Annotated in this window: 15 protein-coding genes; 5 read left to right on the top strand and 10 right to left on the bottom strand. The window is 73.1% G+C overall.

Going from position 1 to position 20,113, the window contains the following annotated elements; all coding sequences use genetic code 11:
• Window positions 1-16 precede the first annotated feature (16 nt).
• From ABD126_RS18350 to ABD126_RS18340, 3 genes are read right to left on the bottom strand one after another with little or no spacing between them, the layout of a single operon-like run.
• Complete coding sequence (locus ABD126_RS18350; protein ID WP_343935087.1) at window positions 17-1,369, bottom strand: class I adenylate-forming enzyme family protein; 1,353 nt, start codon at window positions 1,367-1,369, stop codon at window positions 17-19.
• Between the two features lie 4 nt (window positions 1,370-1,373).
• A complete protein-coding gene (locus ABD126_RS18345) occupies window positions 1,374-2,447 on the bottom strand; it encodes a 3-dehydroquinate synthase II family protein (protein ID WP_343935086.1) in 1,074 nt (357 codons plus the stop codon).
• Window positions 2,448-2,476: 29 nt separating this feature from the next.
• Window positions 2,477-3,268 (bottom strand): 2-amino-3,7-dideoxy-D-threo-hept-6-ulosonate synthase, encoded by a 792-nt coding sequence (locus tag ABD126_RS18340; protein WP_343935085.1) that lies wholly within the window; start codon window positions 3,266-3,268, stop codon window positions 2,477-2,479.
• A gap of 212 nt (window positions 3,269-3,480) precedes the next feature.
• Here ABD126_RS18340 and ABD126_RS18335 point away from each other — a divergent pair, with 212 nt between their 5' ends.
• Window positions 3,481-4,419, top strand: a complete 939-nt coding sequence (locus ABD126_RS18335) for a LysR family transcriptional regulator (RefSeq protein ID WP_343935084.1) — start codon at window positions 3,481-3,483, stop codon at window positions 4,417-4,419.
• Between the two features lie 5 nt (window positions 4,420-4,424).
• Here ABD126_RS18335 and ABD126_RS18330 read toward each other — a convergent pair whose 3' ends face one another.
• A complete protein-coding gene (locus ABD126_RS18330) occupies window positions 4,425-5,636 on the bottom strand; it encodes an MFS transporter (RefSeq protein ID WP_343935083.1) in 1,212 nt (403 codons plus the stop codon).
• Entirely contained in the window at window positions 5,636-6,883 is a 1,248-nt protein-coding gene (locus ABD126_RS18325; RefSeq protein WP_343935082.1) for an ATP-grasp domain-containing protein, read from the bottom strand. Before ABD126_RS18325 ends, ABD126_RS18330 begins: the two co-directional genes overlap by 1 nt.
• Before the next feature lie 127 nt (window positions 6,884-7,010).
• Here ABD126_RS18325 and ABD126_RS18320 point away from each other — a divergent pair, with 127 nt between their 5' ends.
• Window positions 7,011-7,499: a hypothetical protein gene (locus tag ABD126_RS18320; RefSeq protein WP_343935081.1), complete on the top strand. Its 489-nt coding sequence runs from the start codon at window positions 7,011-7,013 to the stop codon at window positions 7,497-7,499.
• Window positions 7,500-7,534: 35 nt separating this feature from the next.
• Here ABD126_RS18320 and ABD126_RS18315 read toward each other — a convergent pair whose 3' ends face one another.
• Together ABD126_RS18315 and ABD126_RS18310 are read right to left on the bottom strand one after the other, a co-directional pair.
• The gene (locus tag ABD126_RS18315) at window positions 7,535-8,200 is read right to left on the bottom strand and encodes a hypothetical protein (RefSeq protein ID WP_343935080.1); all 666 of its coding nucleotides are present in this window, start codon (window positions 8,198-8,200) and stop codon (window positions 7,535-7,537) included.
• Window positions 8,197-9,405: a hypothetical protein gene (locus tag ABD126_RS18310; protein WP_343935079.1), complete on the bottom strand. Its 1,209-nt coding sequence runs from the start codon at window positions 9,403-9,405 to the stop codon at window positions 8,197-8,199. The genes ABD126_RS18315 and ABD126_RS18310 overlap by 4 nt, the downstream gene beginning before the upstream one ends.
• A gap of 77 nt (window positions 9,406-9,482) precedes the next feature.
• On the opposite strand from ABD126_RS18310, the gene ABD126_RS18305 reads away from it, so the two are divergent.
• The 3 genes from ABD126_RS18305 to ABD126_RS18295 all read left to right on the top strand — a co-directional run bounded on the left by ABD126_RS18305 (window position 9,483) and on the right by ABD126_RS18295 (window position 14,286).
• Window positions 9,483-10,871 carry an SDR family NAD(P)-dependent oxidoreductase gene (locus ABD126_RS18305; protein WP_343935078.1) on the top strand — a complete coding sequence of 463 codons (1,389 nt, stop codon included), beginning with the start codon at window positions 9,483-9,485 and terminating at the stop codon, window positions 10,869-10,871.
• A 188-nt stretch (window positions 10,872-11,059) separates the two neighbouring features.
• On the top strand, window positions 11,060-11,989 hold the full coding sequence (locus ABD126_RS18300; RefSeq protein WP_343935077.1) for an ATP-binding protein: 930 nt from the start codon (window positions 11,060-11,062) through the stop codon (window positions 11,987-11,989).
• Window positions 11,986-14,286, top strand: a complete 2,301-nt coding sequence (locus tag ABD126_RS18295; RefSeq protein ID WP_343935076.1) for a hypothetical protein — start codon at window positions 11,986-11,988, stop codon at window positions 14,284-14,286. Before ABD126_RS18300 ends, ABD126_RS18295 begins: the two co-directional genes overlap by 4 nt.
• Here the strand turns inward: ABD126_RS18295 and ABD126_RS18290 are convergent.
• The 3 genes from ABD126_RS18290 to fxsT form a co-directional block, all read right to left on the bottom strand.
• Entirely contained in the window at window positions 14,283-15,344 is a 1,062-nt protein-coding gene (locus ABD126_RS18290) for a hypothetical protein (protein ID WP_343935075.1), read from the bottom strand. The two genes, ABD126_RS18295 and ABD126_RS18290, sit on opposite strands and share 4 nt — an antisense overlap.
• A 76-nt stretch (window positions 15,345-15,420) precedes the next feature.
• A complete protein-coding gene (locus ABD126_RS18285; protein ID WP_343935074.1) occupies window positions 15,421-16,383 on the bottom strand; it encodes a hypothetical protein in 963 nt (320 codons plus the stop codon).
• 17 nt (window positions 16,384-16,400) lie between these two features.
• Window positions 16,401-20,099, bottom strand: a complete 3,699-nt coding sequence (gene fxsT / locus ABD126_RS18280) for an FxSxx-COOH system tetratricopeptide repeat protein (RefSeq protein ID WP_343935073.1) — start codon at window positions 20,097-20,099, stop codon at window positions 16,401-16,403.
• Window positions 20,100-20,113 lie beyond the last annotated feature (14 nt).

Here is a 20,113-nt window from a genome sequence, read left to right as displayed (position 1 = left end):
GCCACAGGCCCCCGGGTCAGCGCGCGGCGGCAAGGGCCTCCGGGTTGCGGACCAGTTTGCCCGCCGCCGTCCTCGGCAGGGCGCGCAGCACGTGGGTCCGGTCGGGCAGCTTGTAGTCCGCCAAGCGCTCCCGGCACCACGCCGACAGCTCCGTCGCGGACAGCTCGTCGCTCTCCGTGCCGACGTACGCCTCGATCACCCCATCGTGCACGGCGATCGCCTCCGTCACCAGCGGGTGGGCGCGCAGCGTGGTCTCGATCTCCGTCAGGTCCACCTTCGCGCCCTGCACCACCACCAGGGAGTCGGCCCGGCCCAGCAGGCGCAGCGCGCCCCGCTCGTCGAACTCGCCCCGGTCGCCGGTGCGCAGCCAACCGTCCAGGTAGCGCTCGCCGTCCTCGTCGCGCAGGTACGGGGACTCGTCCAGCGCGACCTCCACCAGGCCGTCGCGCACGCGGATGGTCGTGTCGGTCAACGGCTTGCCCACCGCCGGCCGGGTCGCGCCGGTGACGTCCATGGTCAGGGCGCCGGTCTCGGTGGTGCCGAAGCACTCGCCCACCGGGAAGCCGTAGGCGCGGCCGAACGCCTCCGCGACCTCCGCCGGCATCAGCTCGCCGCCCGCGAACGCCGCCCGCACGGTCTTCAGCGCGGGCCGGTCGGCGGCCTCGGCCAGCAGGGCGAAGTGGAACGGCAGGCCGGTGATGAAGTCGACCTCGTGCCGCGCCGCCGCGCGCAGGACGTCGTCGGCGGTCGGGCGGGCGGCGAAGACCAGTTCCACGCCGGCCGCCAGCGAGTGCAGCAGGCCGCCCATCAGGCCGAAGCTGTGCGCGGTGGCGTTGAGCAGCAGCAGCTTCTCGCCACGCTGGGTCATGCCCTCCGCCGCGCCGAACCGCATCACCTCGCGGATCACCGACTCGGTGCTGCGGCCCACGACCTTCGGCGTGCCGGTCGAGCCCGAGCTGAACTGGACCAGGCGGTGCCGGGTGAGCGCGGGCAGGCCGTCCGGGCGCGGCTCGGTGACCAGTTCGTAGCGCTCGCGGAACGCGCCGGCGCCGCGCCCGGTGGCCCGGACGAGGAACTGCGGCCGGCTCAGGCCGCGCAGCACCTCGACCTCGGCGGGCTTGAGGCGGTGGTCGATGGAGACGACCCGCGCGCCCAGGCTCCACAGGGCCAGCACCACCTCCAGCTGGGTGAAGCTGGGCGGCACCTGGACCGCGACGGTGCTGCCCTCCCCCACCCCGGCGGCGGCGAACAGGCCCGCCTCGGCGGCCACGGACTCCCGCAGCCGCCCGTGGGTCACGGTGTGGTCGTGGGTGAACACCGGCACGTCGTCGCCGTGGCGGCGCAGCAGGTCGGTGACGAACTCGCGCATCGGGTCAGGACTCCTTGCAGAACTCGCCGATGGGGATGCCCACGTGCCGCTGCTCGGTCGCGATGTAGCCGAGCAGCTCGTCGCCGCGCTGCAACTCGGTGACGTTGCGGACCTTGCCGCCCGGCCCGAGCACCCGGACGTGCCAGTCGTCCTGCACGGTGAGGCTGACCTCCACGCCCTCCGGCGAGTGCGCGGTGATGGTCAGGATGGGCCGGGACTCCAGCTTGGCCCGGCCGACGGTGACCTTGCGGGTGCGGCCCTCGGCGTCCACCGCCAGCACGGTGCTGCCGGAGCGCAGCTCGGACAGGTAGTTGGTGCGGTTGTCCGGGCCGAGCACGTAGGAGTGCAGCGCGCCCGCGTTCACCCGGAACGGCCGGGTCGGCATGTACGGCAGCGGGTGGGTCTCGCTGCAGCACAGGATGAAACCGGAGGAGAACGAGCCGACCAGGATGCCCTCGTCCTCGCGGAAGTGCGAGCAGGTGTCCACGCAGACCCGGTCGCCCAGGCCGTTGTGGGCGATGCCGGCCACGGTCAGGGTGGTCAGGGTCAGCGGCGGGGTCGTGGCCTCCAGCAGGCGGGCCAGGTCGAACACGTCGGTGGCGTCGCGGGGCGCGAGCAGGACGCCGTCCGAGCCGTGCTCCAGCACGTCCAGGACGATCGCCGCCTCCTCCAGGTCGGCGACCTGCGTGACCAGCTTGCCGGGCGCGCCGTCGGCGGCGGCGATGACGATCTCCAGCGGGATCTTCGTCGGGTCGGTGAACGCGACGATCGTGTGCTCCAGCCGCACGGCCGCCTCGCAGGCGAGCTTGAGCGTCCGGTCGTCGCCGACCCGCACGAACGCGGCGGTCGCGGTGAGCCGGTCGAGCCGGTCCCGGTCGTCCACGACGACGGCGACCAGGTGCGGGCCGTCCACCGGCTCGGGCGCGACCAGCACGCGGGTGACCGTGGGCGGCAGCGTGTCCAGCAGGGCGGGGTCGTCGGACACGATCCCGGCCAGCCGGGCGTGCAGAGTGGCGTCGACCACGGACTCGCGGTGCGCCTCGGGGACGGTTCGGAGGTCGATCCAGGCGAACTTCACGCCAGACTCCAGGGTTGCGGGAGGTGTGATCAGGACACGGCGCCGGACATGGCCGGCACCAGGTCGGCGGGGTCTTCGGCGTGGATGACGGAGGCCAGTTCGGCCACCAGCGACATCGGCTGCGGCGAGGTGAACACGCGCCGCCCCACGGCCAGGCCCGCGCAGCCCATCGCCATCGACGCGCGGGCGTAGTCCACGAGGCTGCCGCCGGTCGCCGGACCGCCCGCCACCAGCACCGGGATGGGGCAGCTCTGCACCACCTCGGCCATCCGCTCCACGGGCAGCGCGAGGTTGGTCTTCACGATGTCCGCGCCCAGGTCCACGGCGATGTTGACGACGTGGGCGAGCAGAGCGGGGTCGGTGGTGTCGGCGATGCGCGGCCCGCGCGGGTAGACCATCGCCACCAGCGGCACGTTCCAGGCGTCGCAGGCGTTGGCGACCACGCCGAAGTCGGCGAGCTGCCGCTCCTCGGTGTCCGAACCGATGTTCACGTGCACGCTGACCGCGTCGGCCCCCAGCCGCAGCGCCTCCTCCACCTCGCCCACGAGCACCTTCGCGTTGGCGTCGGCCATGTGCGCGGTGCCGGCGCTGAGGTGGACGATCAGCGCGCACCCGCCGAGCAGCATCGGGTCGATGGTACGCACGCGTCCTTTGTGGACGATGATGGCGTCGGCGCCGCCGACGACGACCGAGGAGATCAGGTCGGGCCACCGGTCGCGCGGCACGACCGGTCCGTCCGAGACGCTGTGGTCGAGCGGGACGAAGAGGTACCTGTCGTCCCGCGGACGGGAAAGGCGTCGCAGCCGCAACGCTTTCCTCATGTCGCTCACACCTCCCCAGGATTGGCGGGTAGCCACGCTGAAGACTGGTCGAGACCCGACTCTTGCGGGGAGGTGGCACCTGGCGATAACTCGTCAGTTATGCACCTGTTGGAGCAACGGAGTGCGGCGAACCCTCCACGCTGCGTCAACCTTTCACACTCGCACGGTCGGTTCTGGACGTGATCCGGTTGCCCTAGGCTGCGGCAGTGCACATGGAGCTGAGACACCTCCACGTTGTGCTGACCGTGGCGGAGGCGGGCAGCATCAGCCGGGCCGCCTCCGTGCTCAAGATCGCGCAAGCCGGGCTGACCGCGCAGCTGCGGCGCATCGAACGGGGCTTCGGCGGTCCGCTGTTCCTGCGGCGCAGCGACGGCGTGGAGCTGACCGAACTCGGCCGCCACGTCGTGCTGAGATCGCGTGACCTGGTGGAACGGTTCGACGACCTGATGGTGACCGCGCGCAGGCTGGCCGCGCAGACGGGAGGCGAGGGCATCCGCCTGGGCGGCGTGGCCGGCGCCCCCACCCCGCTGCTGGTGGACGTGGCGCGCGACATGATGCCCAACCAGCCCAGCACGACCCACGTGGAACGCAGTTGCGACGCCGTGCTGGACCTGGTGCGCACGGGCAAGCTGGACGTGGCGCTGGTGGTGGAGTTCCCCCAGAGTCCACTGCGGATTCCCGAAGAGGTGGACTGCCGCGCGGTGGTGACCGAACCGATGCTGGTCGGTCTTTCGGCGGGCCACCGACTGTCCGGGCGCAGCGAGATTCGGCTGTCCGAACTGGCCGATGAGGACTGGGCGGTGCCGGACGAGAACTACGGCGGCGGCCGGGTGAACCTGCACCTGGCGTGCGAGGCGGCCGGGTTCACGCCGCGGTGCGTGCACTTCGGCGTGGACCCGGTGTCGGCGGCGGAACTGGTGCGCTCGGGCCACACGGTGGCCTGCTTCTTCCCCACCGGGCGGGAATTGCCCGGCGTGGTGCTCAAGCCGGTGGTGGGCAGCCCGGTGCACCGCCGCGTGCTGCTGGTGTGGCAACGCGACAGCGCGGCGGAGCGGTACGTGGACGACCTGCACGCGCGACTCCTGCTGGCCCACCAGGAACGGGTGCGGGGACAGTCCCGGCCGGCCACGCTGGCCGCGGCGGCCAGCTGACCCGGTCAGGCGGCTTTCCGGTTCCGCGTGGCGAAGTAGCCCGCGACCGCGGCCAGCAAGCCGGACACGGCCATCACCGGCCACACCGCGTGTCCCATGCGCAGGAACAGGAAGCCGCCCAGCACCGGCCCCAGCGCCGCGCCCAGCCCGAACATGAACTGGAAGCTGCCGATGTAGCGGCCCTTGAGGTGCGCGGGTCCCGCCATGCCCGGGTAGGCGAACACGACCGGGCCGCCGATGATCTCGCCGAACGTCCACACCAGGGTGCCGATCACGATCACCGCCGGGCCCAGCGGCAGGCCGTACAGGGCCACGCCGACCGCGGTGAGGGCGTACGCCGTGAAGACCACCAAGCGGGGCTTCATGTTCTGGGTCTTCTTGGTGACGACCAGTTCGAGCAGGATCACCGCGCCGCCGTTGAGCGCGACCGCCAGCGTGTACCAGAAGATCGGCACGCCCGACGCGGCCACGTCCAGCGGCAGCGTGGACAGGTACTGCACGTACACCACGGCGTTGAAGAAGGTGGCCACCAGGTACAGCAGGTAGCGACGGTCGCGGAAGAGGTCGGCGTAACTGCCGGTCTCCGCCGCGCTCTCCGAAGGTCCGGTCGTGGTCGTCCGGGCGGGCAGGGCGTAGAAGGCCAGCACCGCGTAGCCCAGCGCCACCGCCGCCTCGCCCCAGAACAGCAGGTGGTAGCTGTCGCCGCCCAGCTGGTAGAGGCCGAACCCGATCAGCGGCGCGGCCGTGGTGCCCAGGTTCAGCCCGAACCGGTACATGGCGAAGACCATGACCTGGCGGTCGTCGTCGGTCAGTTCGGACAGCAGCGTCGCCGACGCCGGCCGGTAGATCTGGCTGATCGCGCCCAGCAGGGCCACCGCGCCGATCAGCAGCCCGTAGTTCGGCAGGTACAACAGGGACGCGGTGAGCGCGGCCGCGCCCGCCATGCCCAGCACCGTCGAGTTCCGCGCGCCCAGGCGGTCCGCGAGGGCGCCGCCGATCAGCACGCCCACGACGTTGCCGATGCCGAACACGCCCAGCGCGGTCGCGGCCTCGCCGGCCGTGTAGCCGCGCGAGGTCATGAACAGCACCAGGAAGATGTTGAGGAACCCGCCGACCTTGTTGACGAAAACGCCGCCCAGCACGGCTTTCACGGCCAGCGGCGACTCGACGAACGTGCGCCAGACGCCGGCGGACTTCGCTTCTTCGGTCGTCGTCATCAGGCGCTCTTGACATCCAGCGCGGCCTCGGCCGCGTCCAACCGGGACGCCACCTCGGCGCGCGAGGCGCCGACCGCGATGGCGAACGCGATCCGCCCCCACACCGTGCCCTTCGGCGGCGGCGACACCACCGCGCCGGGCTGCGCCACGGTGACCACGCGGTCGATGCCCTCGGGCAACGCGGCTTCGTTGAAGGACAACGAACCCAGGGTCGTGTCCTCCTCCTCGACGTAGAAGAACCGGATGCCCGCGACCCGGCGGTGCTCCGGCTCGACGTCCACGGGCAGGCCGGTCGCCGCGCCGGCCGCCACCAGGCCCGGGTCGATGCCCGTCGCGAGCAGACCGAGGTAGGGGATCATGTCGCCGCCCAGGCGGCCGTTGACCTCGATCACCTGCGGACCGTCGGCGGTCAGCATGTACTCGGAGTGGGTGATGCCGTCGGTGAAGCCGAGCGCCTCGTGGGTGTCCTGCAACACCTTGAGCAGCACCGGGTCGGTCAGCAGCGGGTCGTCCGCGTCGACGAAGTGGCCGACCTCCTCGGCGTAGGGCGGGTAGCCGACGACCTTGCGCCCGACGAACAGCGGGGTCACCCGGCCGGCGCGGACCACCGAGTCGACGCTGATCTCCTCGCCGGACACGAACTGCTCGACCAGGACCGGCTGGTCGGTGTCGAACACGACCGGCTCGGGCGCGCGGGCGCTCTCGGTGAACCCGAAGTTCGCGCGCACCTCGCTCTCGTCGTGCACCTTCACCACGCCGAGGCTCGCGCCCAGCCCGCGCGGCTTGAGGATCGCCGGGTAGCCGACCTCGGCGGCGGCGGCCACGGCCTCCGCCACCGTCTTCACGGCGATCGACCGGGGCTGCGGCACGCCCGCCGCGTCCAGCGCCGCGCGCGTCTTCCCCTTGTCCCGCAACCGCCACACGACGTCCGGGTCGCCGTTGCGCAGGCCCAGTTCGCGCGCGATGAACGCGGTGGCGTGGATGCGGACCTCGTCCCAGCACAGGACGCCCGCGATGGGGTCCCGCGCGTGCAGCTTCGCGGCCTCGGCGGCCATCGCGGGGCCGTCGGTGGTGCTGGGCAGCACGGTCCAGCCGGTGACGTGCTCCTTCTCCCAGTCCGGTTCGGCGGTCAGGAACAGGTGGACGCGGTACTTCGCGCCGATCGAGCGCAGCAGGTACTCGCGGTACAGCCGCATGCCCGTCGCGACCACGAGCAGCAGCGGCCGGTCCGCCTCGGTGCCGGTCATCCGTTCACGCCCCCACATTTCCCGAAATTGGCCGTGCGGATTATGTGCCCACATCCGGTCCGGCGACAGCCCGAGCCCGAACGGCTCATTGAAAAGCCTTATGGGTGTTCAGCTTTACGATGCGCGGGTGACGCACACCGGACATGTCGGAGTGGCACCGGACTACCGGCACACTTCGAAAACCGCTCACGCCCTCCCGGCCCACGACGTGGTCGTGCCCGGCGGCCGGTTCAAGTGGTACGACGTCGTCCGCGACGACGAGGTGATCACCGACGAGGACCGGGCGGCGGCGCGCCGGACCGTGCTGGACGCGCTCGCGTCGGGAGCGGTCCCGGCGGCGCTGGGTTTCGCCGTGCTGCACCTCAGCGGCGACCACCACTTCCTCGCGGTGTGGACGTGGCGCAACGAGAACGAGTTGTGGCAGACGTTGTTCGTGCGCGGGCGGGGCGATTTCCGCGCGGTGGCCGGGCGTGGGCACAAACCCGTGATGTGCGTGTGGGAAATGGGTCCCGTGGTGCACGAGCAGCAGGCGTGGGTGCGGTTCCTGCGCACGTCCCGGGACGCCGCGGCGGTCGAGGCGTACCTGGCCGACCGCGCGTCCGGCCCGGTGGGCTAGTCCACTGTGGACTACTCGGCGGACTACCCGGCGGACTACTCGGCGTGGCGCAGGACACTCTCCACCTCGGTGCGGAACGCGTCCACGCCGTCCTGGCCCTCGGGCGCGCCGTGGGCCTGGAGCAGGTGCAGCAGCGCGACACCGGCGGCCGACCGGCGGGCCTGCGCGCGGAACGAGAACGCGGCTTCGTAGACGGTGACGGCGATGGCGAGCGCGGCGGCGACGGTGGCCAGGAACCCCCACATCGCCCGCCGCCCCGGGTCCGCCACCGCGACCGCGCCCAACGCCGCCGCGCCCGTGTAGAGCAGGACGGTGCCGGCGGTGGTCCAGCGCAGGGCTCGGGCGTAGCGGGTGCGGGTGTGGTCGAGGGCGGCCAGGCGGTCGCCGACGCGGTGGCGCAGGTAGGCGCGCAGGAACTGCTCGCGGTGGTCGGCGAGGACGGCCGGGGTCAGGACAAGCGGTTCCCTGGGCCGTGGTGCGGGCGACGGTCGCGGCGCGGGCGAAGGCCGTGGCGCGGGCGACGGGTTCGGGGACGGCTTGGGAGACGGCGCGGCGGACGGTGTGGGGGACGGTTTGGGGGACGGCGCGGCGGACGGTGTGGGCGCGGTCAGGCGCTCGGACACGTCCGAGGGGGCCTCGGGCCGCGCGCTGTCCACCGCCACGGTGGCCGCGTCGGGCTTGGGGTCGTCTTCGCTCGTCATGCGCTGCTCACCGGTTCGTGGCGGTGGCGGGCCACCTCGGTCGCCAGCTCGCGGGAGCGCTCCTCGCGTTCCGCTTCGCCGGCGGCCGGTGGCGCGGCCAGGTGGTCGAAGTACAGCGCCCGCAACTGCTCGGCGCGGGCGCGCGCGTCGGGGTTCTCGCCGCCCCGGGCCAGCACGGTCAGCACGGCGGCGCCCGCGCCCGCCACCGCGACCAGCACGCCCGGCCACGGCACGTCGCGCAGCCAGACCTGCAACGCCCCGAAGGACACGGTGGCGAACCCGGCCGCCACCGCCAGCAGCACCAGCAGCCGGGCGCGCTCGCGTTCGCGCAGCGCCGCGGTCTCCTGCTCGTGCAGCACGGGCGCGACGACCTGGTTGGCGTCGTGGATCGCGTCGGCCAGCAGCGGGTAGTCCAGCACGTACCCGGGATCGACCACGGGACGCTGCGCGGGGGCGCGGAACCGCAGCCGCGGGAACACCCGCACCGGCTGCACGGGCGCGGCGAACTCCCGCGACCCGAGCACGCGGTGCAGCACCGCGACGATCCGGTCCGGCCCCTCGTCCAGGTGCACCACGGCGACCTGTCCGCCGCGGGTCAGCACGGCGAGGTCGTCGTCGCCCGGCGCGCCGCGCGCGATGTCGTCGGCCAACCCGCCGGTGCCGGCCAGCACGAGCAGCGGCCGGTCCCGGCCCAGGTGCTCGACCAGCGCGGCGCGGGCCACGTCGTCGCCGCCGACCAGCACGGCCAGGGCCGGTCTGCGGCCCGCGACCGCGTCCACCGTCCGGACCAGCGCGGGCACCTCCTCGCCCCACCGCGAGCCGGGCACGAGCACGACCGTGTCGTGGTTCGCGTTGAGACGCACCTCACCCGGGGCCGGCTGGGCGTCCTCCGCCGCGACCCGCCCGGACGGCGCGACGCCGACCAGCCGGGGCCGGCGGCCGTCGAGGGCCTGGGCGGCCAGGCCGGTGAGGTGCGCAACGCCGGTGTCGGCGCCGCCGGTGATCACGGCCGCGTCCCGCTGCACGGCCGTGACCAGCACGGATCGCAGCACGGGCAGCAACGCGGCGGCCAGGTCGGTGTCGAGGTCGCCGGACGCGCCGAGCAGCAGCACGACCGGTCGGCCGCGCGGCAGACCGAACGCCCGCGCCCGGATGTCGGCGTCGGGGTGGGCCAGTCGGCGCACCCGCGGACCCGCTGTGGACATGCCGGGCACCCTAGCGCCGCCTCACGTCGATTTCACCCGTCAGAGGAACGAATCTTTTTCACGGGTACCATTCGGCCGTGCAGATCGACCCCGCCGAGATGGAAATCGCCCTGCGGGTCCTCGCCCAGGTGGATGAACTGGACACCGAGCACCCGGACGCGGTGGTCATCAGGCGGGCGACCGCGGGCATCTGGAAGAGCCTCCGCAAGCGGCGCAAAGCCGCCAAGCGCGCGGCCGTCACGCTGGCCGACCGGACCGTGATCGAGGCCACGGCCACCGGTTCCCCGTCCCGCATCGACGACGAGACCCGCGGCATCCTGCTCAAGGAGCCCGAGCCGGGCACGGTCGTCGGCACCCTCCAGCGCGCCCGGTCCTGCTACACGTGCAAGAACCGGTACACCGAGGTGGACGCGTTCTACCACCAGCTGTGCCCGCCGTGCGCGACCCTCAACCGCAGCCGCCGCGACGCCCGCGCGGACCTGACCGGCAAGCGCGCCCTGCTCACCGGCGGCCGGGCGAAGATCGGCATGTACATCGCCCTGCGCCTGCTGCGCGACGGTGCGCACACCACCATCACCACGCGGTTCCCGCACGACGCCGTGCGCCGGTTCGCGTCGATGGAGGACAGCGCGGACTGGCTGCACCGGTTGCGCGTGGTGGGGATCGACCTGCGCGACCCGAGCCAGGTGGTGCGCTTGGCGGACACCGTCGCCGCCGACGGCCCGCTGGACATCCTGATCAACAACGCCGCGCAGACCGTGCGCCGGTCGCGGGACGCTTACGCGCCCCTGGTCGCGGCGGAGTCCGCGCCGCTGCCGTCCGGCCCGCTGCCGGAACTGGTCACCTTCGGCCACACGTCCTCCGCGCACCCCGTGGCACTGACCGGTTCCCTGGCCGAGACCATGCCCGAGGTGACCGCCCTGGCCCTGACCGCGGGCTCCACGGAGATCGACGCCGGCGGGTTGGTGCCGGACGTCCACCACTCGAACAGCTGGGTGCAGCGGGTGGAGGAGGTGGACCCGGTGGAACTGCTGGAAGTCCAGCTCTGCAACAGCACCGCGCCGTTCATCCTCATCTCGCGCCTGCGCCAGGCAATGGCGACGTCGCCGGCCCGCCGCAAGTACGTGGTGAACGTGTCGGCGATGGAAGGCCAGTTCTCCCGCGCCTACAAGGGCCCCGGCCACCCGCACACGAACATGGCCAAGGCGGCGCTGAACATGCTGACCCGCACCAGCGCGCAGGAGATGCTGGAAACCGACGGCATCCTGATGACGGCCGTGGACACCGGCTGGATCACCGACGAACGCCCCCACCCGACCAAGCTGCGCCTGGCCGCAGAGGGATTCCACGCGCCCCTGGACCTGGTGGACGGCGCGGCCCGCGTGTACGACCCGATCGTGCGCGGCGAACAGGGCGAAGACCTGTACGGCTGCTTCCTGAAGGACTACGCCCCCGCTCCGTGGTGACCCGCCCGCCCCACGACCCGGAGAAGTAGCAACGGGTGTGGGCCATTCGGGTAGCGCGCACCCGCGGGCGGGCCCGGTGTGCCACTGTCCGTCGGTAGGCTGGAGCGGTCGCCGGACGTGGGGGTGGGCATGGGTCGCGGGCGGGCGGTTCACACCGCCGTCCTGTTGCGCGCCAAGGGCGGCACGCGATGACGCGGCCGATCAACCCCTTCCCGCTGCCGGGGTGGGAGCGCACGCCGATGCGGCCCCTGCGGCCCTGGGAGCGCACCGCCCACCGCGACTACTACGTCGACGTGGACGGCGCCGAGGCCGCCTTCCAGCAGTTCCAGCAAGAGCTCGGCGACCTCGCCGGCGTGCTGGAGGACGGCCGCCTGGTCCTCATCACCGGCGAGTCCGGGTGCGGCAAGACCGCGCTGCTCAACCGGTGCGCCGACTGGACCACCGTCGCCCTCGCCCGGCGCGGCCTGAAGGGCGTCGTCGTCGACCTGACCGGGTGCCTGCCCGAGGACGAGGAGCTGTCCATCCAGCAACGCCTGGAACAGGTCTGCGACCAGCTCTTCGACCGGCTCGTCGACGCGCGGGCCCTGCGCCCGGAAGAGGTCGAGGCCACGCGCGGTGACCGGGACAACCCGCAGCGCGTCTTCCCGCGCCTGGCCCACCTGCTGCGCGACGACGTGGTCCTGCTGATCCTGCTGCCCTCACCCAACGAGCTGCTGGACGAGGTCGTCCGGTACGCCAAGCAGTTGAGCAGCCCGCGCGTGCTGTTCTTCGCCGAGTCCGCGTTCTTCCGCGCCGACGACATCGCGGAGCTGGTGCGCCGGACCGAGGCGTGGGTCCCGCCGGTCACCCTGCTGGTCGGCAAGCTGGAGACCGGCGACCAGCACCGCTTCGCCAAGGACCGGCTGCTGCGTCACACGGACGTCGGAACCTATCCCCAACTGAGTGATCAGGCGGTCGAATTGCTCGGCAAGATCTGTCAATCCGTCGCCATGCTCCAGCGGATCCTCCACGGAACGTACGAGCGGAAGCTCACTTCCGGACTAAGCTACACCGACACCGATCTGGTGACGGTGGACGACATCAGGGCGTACCTGAACGGACTGGGGATGCAGCCATGAGCGGCAGCGACGACCTCCCGCCCGCGCGGAAGAACCCCTTCTCGCCGATGGCGGTCGCCCTGATCATCGACGACTTCCAGGACGACTTCGACTCCGTCGACGTCACCATCGCCACCGACGCGACCCGGCAGGCCGTCGCCCACCTCGACGCCTACCTCGACGGCCCGCCCGGCACCGGCACGGTGTTCGCCGTGCTCGGCGACTACGGCACCGGCAAGACCCACCTGGCCGTGCGCCTGGTCCGCCACGCCCGGCGCGCGCTGGACGACCCGACCCGCGCCCTGTACCTGGAGGCGACCGCGGACAGCTTCATCGAGCTGTACCGCCGGTTCATGCAGCGGCTGGGCCGCGAGGGCGTGCGGGCGCAGGTCAGCGACTACTACGCCGACATCGTCGCGGACTCGTTGCAGAGCACCGGGCTGACCGCGGACACCCTGGACTGGCTGGGCAGCAGGCAGCTGGAGCCGCAGGAGGTCGTGGAGCGGCTGGGGCTGATGGAGAGCGCGCTGCTGCGCAAGGTCCAGGACACGCTGCGCCACGTCACCAACAACAAGGACTTCGGCACCGCGCTGACCCTGTTGCTGCGCCCGGGTTTCGAGCACGCCGTGTGGTCGTGGCTGCTCGGCGGCGCGCCGGACCAGGTGCTGGTGGAGCGCGGCATCACCACGCCGATCGACACCGAGGTCGCGGCGCTGGAGGCGATGGGCGTGTTCGCCCTGCTCTTCGGCGGCCGGCAGCGGCGGTTCGTGCTCGCGCTGGACGAGCTGGACAAGATCTTCTCGGCGGACAAGCAGCCGCAGGCGCAGACGATGGCCGCGTTCCAGACGCTGTTGCAGGTGTTCGCCAAGGCGGGCGCGTGCCTGGTGCTGTGCGGGCTGCCGGAGTTCAAGGCCGTCCTGCCGCCCTCGGTGCGCCAGCGCATCCCTTACACGGTCACGATGTCGGGCCTGAGCCACGCGCAGGTCCGCGAGTTCATCGTGCGTGCCCAGGAAGCGCAAGCCAAGGAGGCGCAAGCCCAGGAGGCGCCGACCGGCCGGTCGGGCCTGGCCCCGTTCACCCCGGAGACCGTCCGCTACCTGCGCGACGTGGCCGGCGGCAACACCCGCAACGTGGTCCGCCTGTGCCACCGCGTCTTCCGCCTGGTGGACGACCGGGCGCGGGAGACCGGCGACCCGGACGTGACCGCCACCGACGACATGGTCCGCCAGGCCGCCCGCGAGCTGTTCGGCTCGCTGAGCGCCGACGACCTCGACGGCGCGGTCCGGCGGCTGCTGGACGCCAACGGCTGGGAGTACTGGCACAACCACCTGCTGGGCACCGGCGAGGAGTCCAAGGCCGAGTTCTGGGTGACCTTCCCCGACCGCGACGGCGGCTGCGCGGTCCTGCTGGAGGGTTCCCTGCTGGACAACGACGACGTGACGCGCGTGATGCGCCGGGTGTCGGCGGTCCGCGAGGCCCAGCCGGACGCGCAGGTCGTGGTGCTGGTCAACGGCGTGCTGACCGACGGCGTGGCGATCCAGCTGCGCGAACCCCTGGGCCGCGACCCGCTGGTGTTCTCCGAGCGCTCGTTCGCCGAGGACTTCAAGGCCCTGGTCGGCGCGACCGGCGTCCCGCCGGAGCAGGACCCGGTTTCCGCGCTGCGCCAGCGCATGGACCAGCTCTCCCGCCAGCAGGCCGGGATCTACGGGTTCATCGAGCAGCTGGCCGAGCACGTGGACGGGGTGCGCACGTCGTCGGACCGCCAGTTCGGCGCGATCGGCCGCCAGCTCAACCTCCTGGTCGGCACGTCCCCGGGCCGCACGCCCCAGGACAGCCGGCTGCCCGGCGAGGTGGAACGCCTCTTCCGCGACGCCGTGGACGCGCTGGAAGGCCTGGTGCAGGTGGACCTGATGCTGGGCGAGGCGTTCGACTTCGCGCCGGCGCGGACGCAGGAGGCCGTGCACCGGCGCCTGCGGACGCCGGAGTTCACCGACGCGGCGGCGAAAGCGATCCTGATCCAGAAAACGGTTCTGGCGTTCCGCTCGGCGTTGGCCGAGTGGTACCGCACGCGATCCGACGCGCCCGATCCGGAAGACCGCCTGGAACAATTGTGTGGGATCTACGACGACATCGTGGAATTCCTGCCGCTGTTCGACCTGGACCCGTTGTTCGTCCTCCCGCCGTGGACGGCGCGGGGCGGCGGAGTGGTCGCGGAGGTGAGCCAGACGACCCGCCGAACCCGGGTGCACGACGCGCTGCGCAATTTCAGCCCCCGCGTCCGCCGCGCGGTCGTCAAGGGATTGCAGGGCAACGCCTAGTACTGCGGAATCCGGTCGCCCTGGAATGCCGGGACCATGGTCACCTTCGGCACGGCGGGCTGCACGCGGTCGTAGACGCCGTTGGTCAAGGCGTGCAGGAGGTTGACCACCACGACCGCCGGGGCCACCACGGCGATCGCGCCCGGGAAACCGGGTTCGAGCAGCAACGCCAGGATGATCGCCGTCAACCCGTTCTGCTGCCCCAGCGACAGCCGCATCCGGTCGCCGCGCCACCGCTTGGGCAGCGTCAACGCCCACGCCACCGCGCCCTGCGCGAGGAACGCCGCCGCTCCCAGCACCGCGCCCACGGCCGCCAGCGCCCACGAGAACTCGAACGCCAGCACCAGCCCGACCGCGAAGGTGGCCGCGAACATCCCCGCCTCGGCGAGGCCGTCGACCCACCTGCCCAGGTCCGGCCGGAAGAACAGGCCGATCAACGCCAGCGCCAGCAGCAGCGAGTACGTCACCGCCACGTACCCGATCGCCACGACGACCGCCGCCGAGAAGGCGTGCACCACCACCCGCGCGAAGCGGCCGGACACGGCCACCCCGTGCCGCCGCACCAGCCGCCACACCAGGAAGCCGCCGCCGGCCAACGCCAGGTTGAGCGCGAAGTTGGCCGTGAAGGCGCCGAACCCGCCCACCGCGCCGCCCTGAAGCGCGAACGACGTGATGTAGACCGTCAACAGCACCGTGATCGGGTCGTCGAACGACGCCCACGCCGACAGCAGCGCCTTCGCCGAGTCCGACATCTTGGACTTGGCGCGCACCGCCGCCACCGACAGCGGGTCGATCTGGGCGACGGCCACCGCGAACACCAGGTGCTCCGGCCGCCGGTACACCAGGAACATCACCCCGAAGATGAGGGCGACTTTCGCGAGAACACCGAGAGTGACCGCGAGGACGACCGTGCGCAACTCCTTGCGGAATTCGTCGATCACGATGCCGCTGGTGCTCGCGTACAGGCCGAAACCGAGCAGCGCGGTGATGAACAGGGAATACGCCGACGAACCCTCGACATCGCCCAGTTCCGCGCGCCACGCGACGAACCACCCCACGCCCAAGGCGGCTAACAGCGCGGCCGATCGGAGAGCGGGCGTCACCATTTCACGGTAGGCAACCGAATGGACCCCTTCAAGGCCCGAATGGAGTGAGCCCGGCGGCCAGCCGTGACAGCCGGTCGTCGGCGTTGCTCACCCGCGCCTGGTCGATGGTCGCGCCCGCCAAGTACTCGCCGGGACCCAGCCGGTAGTAGTAGACCGCGCCCATCTCCACGTCGAGCACGGCCCGCGCGAGCAGGCCGCCGACCACCGGGCGCAGCGCCCGGTTGAGCTTGGTGACCAGGCCCCCCAGTTCACGGAGGAAGCCCGCGTAGAACCGGCGGCGGGCCTCGACGGTGATCTGCTTGAAGAACGGGGCCAGCGACGGGTCGCCCAGGTGGTCGACCATGGTCAGCACCTCGCCGCCCGCCACGTGCGCCACCACGTGCAGGTCCTCGGCGCGGGCCGCTTGCGCGCACTCGGCCAGGCGGCCGTCGCCCGCCGTCACGAACGGCTCGCGCGGGCCGGCGCCGGGCAGCGGCACGGGGCCCTCCGCCGTCTCCCAGCCGCCGGGGTTGAGCGAGTTCAGGCTCAGCTCGGCGCGCAGCGCGGTGGCCAGTTCGGCGACCGCCCGGTCGGCCTCGTCCACCGCCGGGTGGCCGAACAGCGGTCCGGCGCCGGCGTGGTCGAGGACCAGGCCGACGACGTGCTCGGTGGGCACGACCGAGTCGCAGAACAGCGCGCCCTCCTCGGTGTGCAGGACGAGCCGGATCAGCCGGCCCGTGCGCACCTCCTGCAACGCCCGGTCCAGCGCGGTGACCTGGAACGTCAGGTGCCGGCCCAGGCGCTTGAGGTCCTCGCGCCTGCTGCCGCCGGGCAGCGCGTCGGGCGCGGGCGGCGGGTCGCCCAGCGCGTCCACGCCGAAGTCGAACACGCCGCTGCTGTAGTGGGCCAGGTAGTGCAGCGCGGGGCTTTTGAGGATGGCCGCGCGGCACGCGTGCCGGGTCGTGTCGAACTCGGGGCCCAGGTGCTCGGCCTCCTCCTCGTACAGCTCCACGCTTTCCTCCGGGGCGCTCAGGTGTGCGGGATGTCGACATCGCACTCCAGCCAGTCCTCGTCGGCCGGACCGAGGCTCAGGTTGTGCGCGGCGGCGGTCGTGCAGGGGTGGTCGGGGCCGAGGAACTCGACGCAGTCGGCGTGCGCGGCGGTGATCAGCGCGGTCGCCGCTTCCGTCTCGCCCGCCGACATGCGCACGCGGGCCTCGTCGACGGCGGCGGCCAGCGTCCACGGGTGCGTGTCGCCCAGCCGGGCGCGCAGCACGGCCGCCGCGGCCTCGACGTTGGCCACCGCGCCGGGGTGGTCGCCCGCCGCGCGCAGCGCGAGCCCGAGGCCGAGCCGGCACAGCGCGAGGAACGGGTGCCCCTCGCGCACGCCCTCCAGCGCCGCGAACCCGTCCAGCGCGCTGCGGGCCAGCTCGACGGCGAGGTCCGGGTCGCCGCCGACGCGCCGGTGGTCGTTGGCGAAGCTCAACCGGCAGCCCAGGGTGAACGGGTGGTCGGACCCGACCAGCTCGCGGAAGTCCCGCAACGCCTTGCCGGTGCGCTCCTTGGCCGCGCGGGTGCGCCCGGCCAGCCGCAGCGCCACGGCGTACTGCCAGTGCACCCGCACCGCCACCACGTTCAGCCCCGGCCGCAGGCTCTGCAACTTCTGCGACGCCCGCAGCAACGACTCCAGCGCCTCCGGGTAGCGGCCCAGTTCCCGCTGGTAGAGGCCCACCTGGGCGAGCGTGCTCCAGGTGAACTCGTCGCGTTCGCCGAACAGCCGCCGCCGGCGGCGGAAGTTGTCCTCCTCCAGCGCCAGCGCGCCCACCACGTCACCGGACAGGAACATCGACAGCGCCAGGTTGTGCGCGGCGCGGCGGGTGTCGGGGTGGTCCTCGCCGACGACCGTGCGCAGGCCCTCCCAGGTGGCCTGGTCCTCGGCCAGCGCCTCGGCGAACAGGCCCAGGCCGCGCAGGTCGCCGCCCCGGCCGCGGGCGGTGATCAGCGGTTGCGGGTGCAGCAGGTCCAGGGCGCGGCGTTGCTGGGCCAGGGCGAGGTCGTCCAGGCGCAGCGCCTCGGCCGGTTCGCCCAGCACGCGGTGCACGTTGGCCAGTTGCGCGGCCAGGCGGTTGCGCAGCGGGTCCTCCGCGCCGAACTTGCGGGTCCACGACTCCAGCAGCGCCCGGCCGGGTTCCAGCGCGGCCCGCCGCACGCCCGCGCCGCCGTCGGTGAACAGGAACCGCGCCTGGTTGACCAGCCAGCGGCGCACCCGCGGGTCGTTGCTGTGCAGCGCGCCGGACGGGAACACGTGCTGTTGCAGCTCCTGGAAGCGGGCCGCGCGGCTGGGCGACTTCTCCTCCACCTCGGTGGGAGCGAACGCGGCCAGCGCGGCGAGCACGTCGGCCTGCCGGGCCTCGCGCTCGGCGGGCGACATGCCGTCGCGCAACGCCCGCTGCACCACCCGGTGCAGGCGCAGCGTGTACTGGTCGCCCCAGTCGACGCGGAACAGGCCGTGCCGCGCGCCGGTCCACAGCACGCGGTCGATCTCGCCGGCGTCCAGCTCCAGCGGCGCGGCGTCCAGGCCGCCGGCGGCGACCACGCGGTCCAGGAACGCGGGCGAGCGCACCAGCCCCAGCGCGACGCCCTGCGGCGACAGGAACGAGCACAGCCGCGCCACGAGCACCGCGACCCGGCCGATCCCGTTCTCCCGCAACGACCCCGTGACGACGTCCACCACCCGGCCGACGCCCGCGCGGTCGGACTGGGCGAGCCGCTCGAAGAACGTCCGGGTGGCCCACGCCGCCGCGTCCGCGTCCGACGAGCCCGCGCCGCGCTCCACCCCGGCCGTCTCGGCCAGCCACGCGGCGGCCAGGTCCAGGGCCAGCGGCAGGCGTTCGAGGTGGGCGGAGATCTGTTCGGCGTCGTCCACGGCCAGGCCGGGCACCCGGCACAGCAGCAGCTCGACGGCGTCCTCGCGGGTCATCCGGACCAGCTCGATGGCGGGCGCGGCGGCCATGCCGGAGGTGATCAGCACGTGGCCGGTGGCGCCGGGCGGCAGCAGGTCGGCGATGGCGTCGAGGTCGTCGGCGTTGTCGTAGACCAGCAGGAACCGGGCGTGGGCGGGGTCGCCTGCCAGCCGGTCCAGCGCGGTCAGCGAGCCGAAGTCGGTGGACCCGGGCAGCCGCAGCGCCACCGCGAGGTCGGCCAGGCCCACCTGCACGGACTGCCGGTCCTGCGCGGACAGCCACCACACGGCGTCGTAGTCGGAGGAGAACCGGTAGGCGTACTCCAGGGCGAGTTCGCTCTTGCCGACGCCGGGCACGCCGTTGAGGGTGACGACGGCGCGTTCGGCGCCCGCGTCGGCGAACTCGTCGCGCAGCGCCTCGATGTCCTCGTCCCGGCCGACGAACGCGCGGTGCCGGGGCGGCAGGTGGAACACCGCCGGGTCCGCGCCGGGCACCCGCATGGCGGTGTCGTGCGCGGTGCCGGGCCGGTCGATGAGGCCGAAGTGCCCGAGCAGCTTGGCCGACAACGTCTCCGGCGCGTGCCGGTGCACCGACAGGCCCTCGGAGTCGTCGTCCTCGGCGAGCAGCAGCCGCAGCACGGTCACCGGCCGGTCGGGCAGCTCGACGCCGTCCAGGTGCGGCGACACCAGCACCACCACGCCGGGCGGGACGTCGTCGTCCCACCACTCCCGCGCCTCCGGGTACGGGCGGACCTGCGCGCCGGCGCGTTCGAGCTGGCCGCGCACCCAGTCGGCCCAGGCCCGGTCGCGCGGGGCGTGGGCGATGGCGACGCGGTCCGGTTCGGCGGTCGAGGTCAGGCCGAAGACGCGGCGGTAGCGGGCGCGCAGCAGCGGGGAGACGGGCCGGGCCGCGGTGACCGCGCCGCCGCTGACGGCGGTGGCCAGGCGGCCGTACTGGGCTTCCAGCGCGCCGCCGCCGCCCGGTTCCTCGGCGAGGATGGCCAGCAGCGGGTCGAAGGCGTCGAAGGGCCGGTAGGGGATCTCGACCGTGCCGCCGTCGGGGACGCGTTTCGCCTGTCCCGAAAGGAGTTCGGCGAACGCGGCGTGGATCTGGGAGCGGACGCGCTGCGCGCGGGTCTGCTCGGAGTCGTCGAACAGGGTGGCCACGGGGACCACGTCGATGCGGATCGGGGCGCGCTTGCGGACCTTCGTGGCGAGGTCGGCGGCGTCGGCGATGGCGCGCGGGCGGGGCCGGAAGCACACCACGGCCAGTTCGCACAGCGTGGCGACGAGGGTCAGCGACTCGTCCGCGACGCCGGTCGGCGCGTCGATCAGGACCTGGTCGTAGTCGGATTCGGCGAGCCGCGCGCGTAACTCCGCGATCGCGCCCGCGTCGCCGTGGCCGCCGCGCCCCGGCTCGCCGCCGAACGGGGCCACGACGTCGATGTGGCCGGCGTCGTCGGGCGCGGGCAGCGCGAACCGCTCCACGACCGGCGGCGGGTCCTCCTCGCGGGCCGGGTCGGCGTGGTAGGCGGCGAGCAGGGCGCGGCCCAGCGCGTCGGGCAGCGCCCGCCGGGAGACCAGGAACGGTTCGAGGTACTCGCGCACGTGCGGCACCTCGGAGCCCCAGTCCACCACCAGGACCCGTTGTCCCGCACCGGACAGCACCCAGGCGAGGTTCGCCACGGCGCTGGTGCGCCCGGTGCCGCCGGTCGCGGACAGGAACGCCGTCACACCGGTGTGGCCGTGGCCGGCAGGGCTGCTCATCGACTGCTCCAGAC

The sequence above is a fragment of the Saccharothrix mutabilis subsp. mutabilis genome (genome assembly GCF_039521145.1).
Classification (GTDB): Bacteria; Actinomycetota; Actinomycetes; order Mycobacteriales; family Pseudonocardiaceae; genus Actinosynnema; species Actinosynnema mutabilis.
This window is presented reverse-complemented; position numbering and strand designations above follow the sequence as displayed.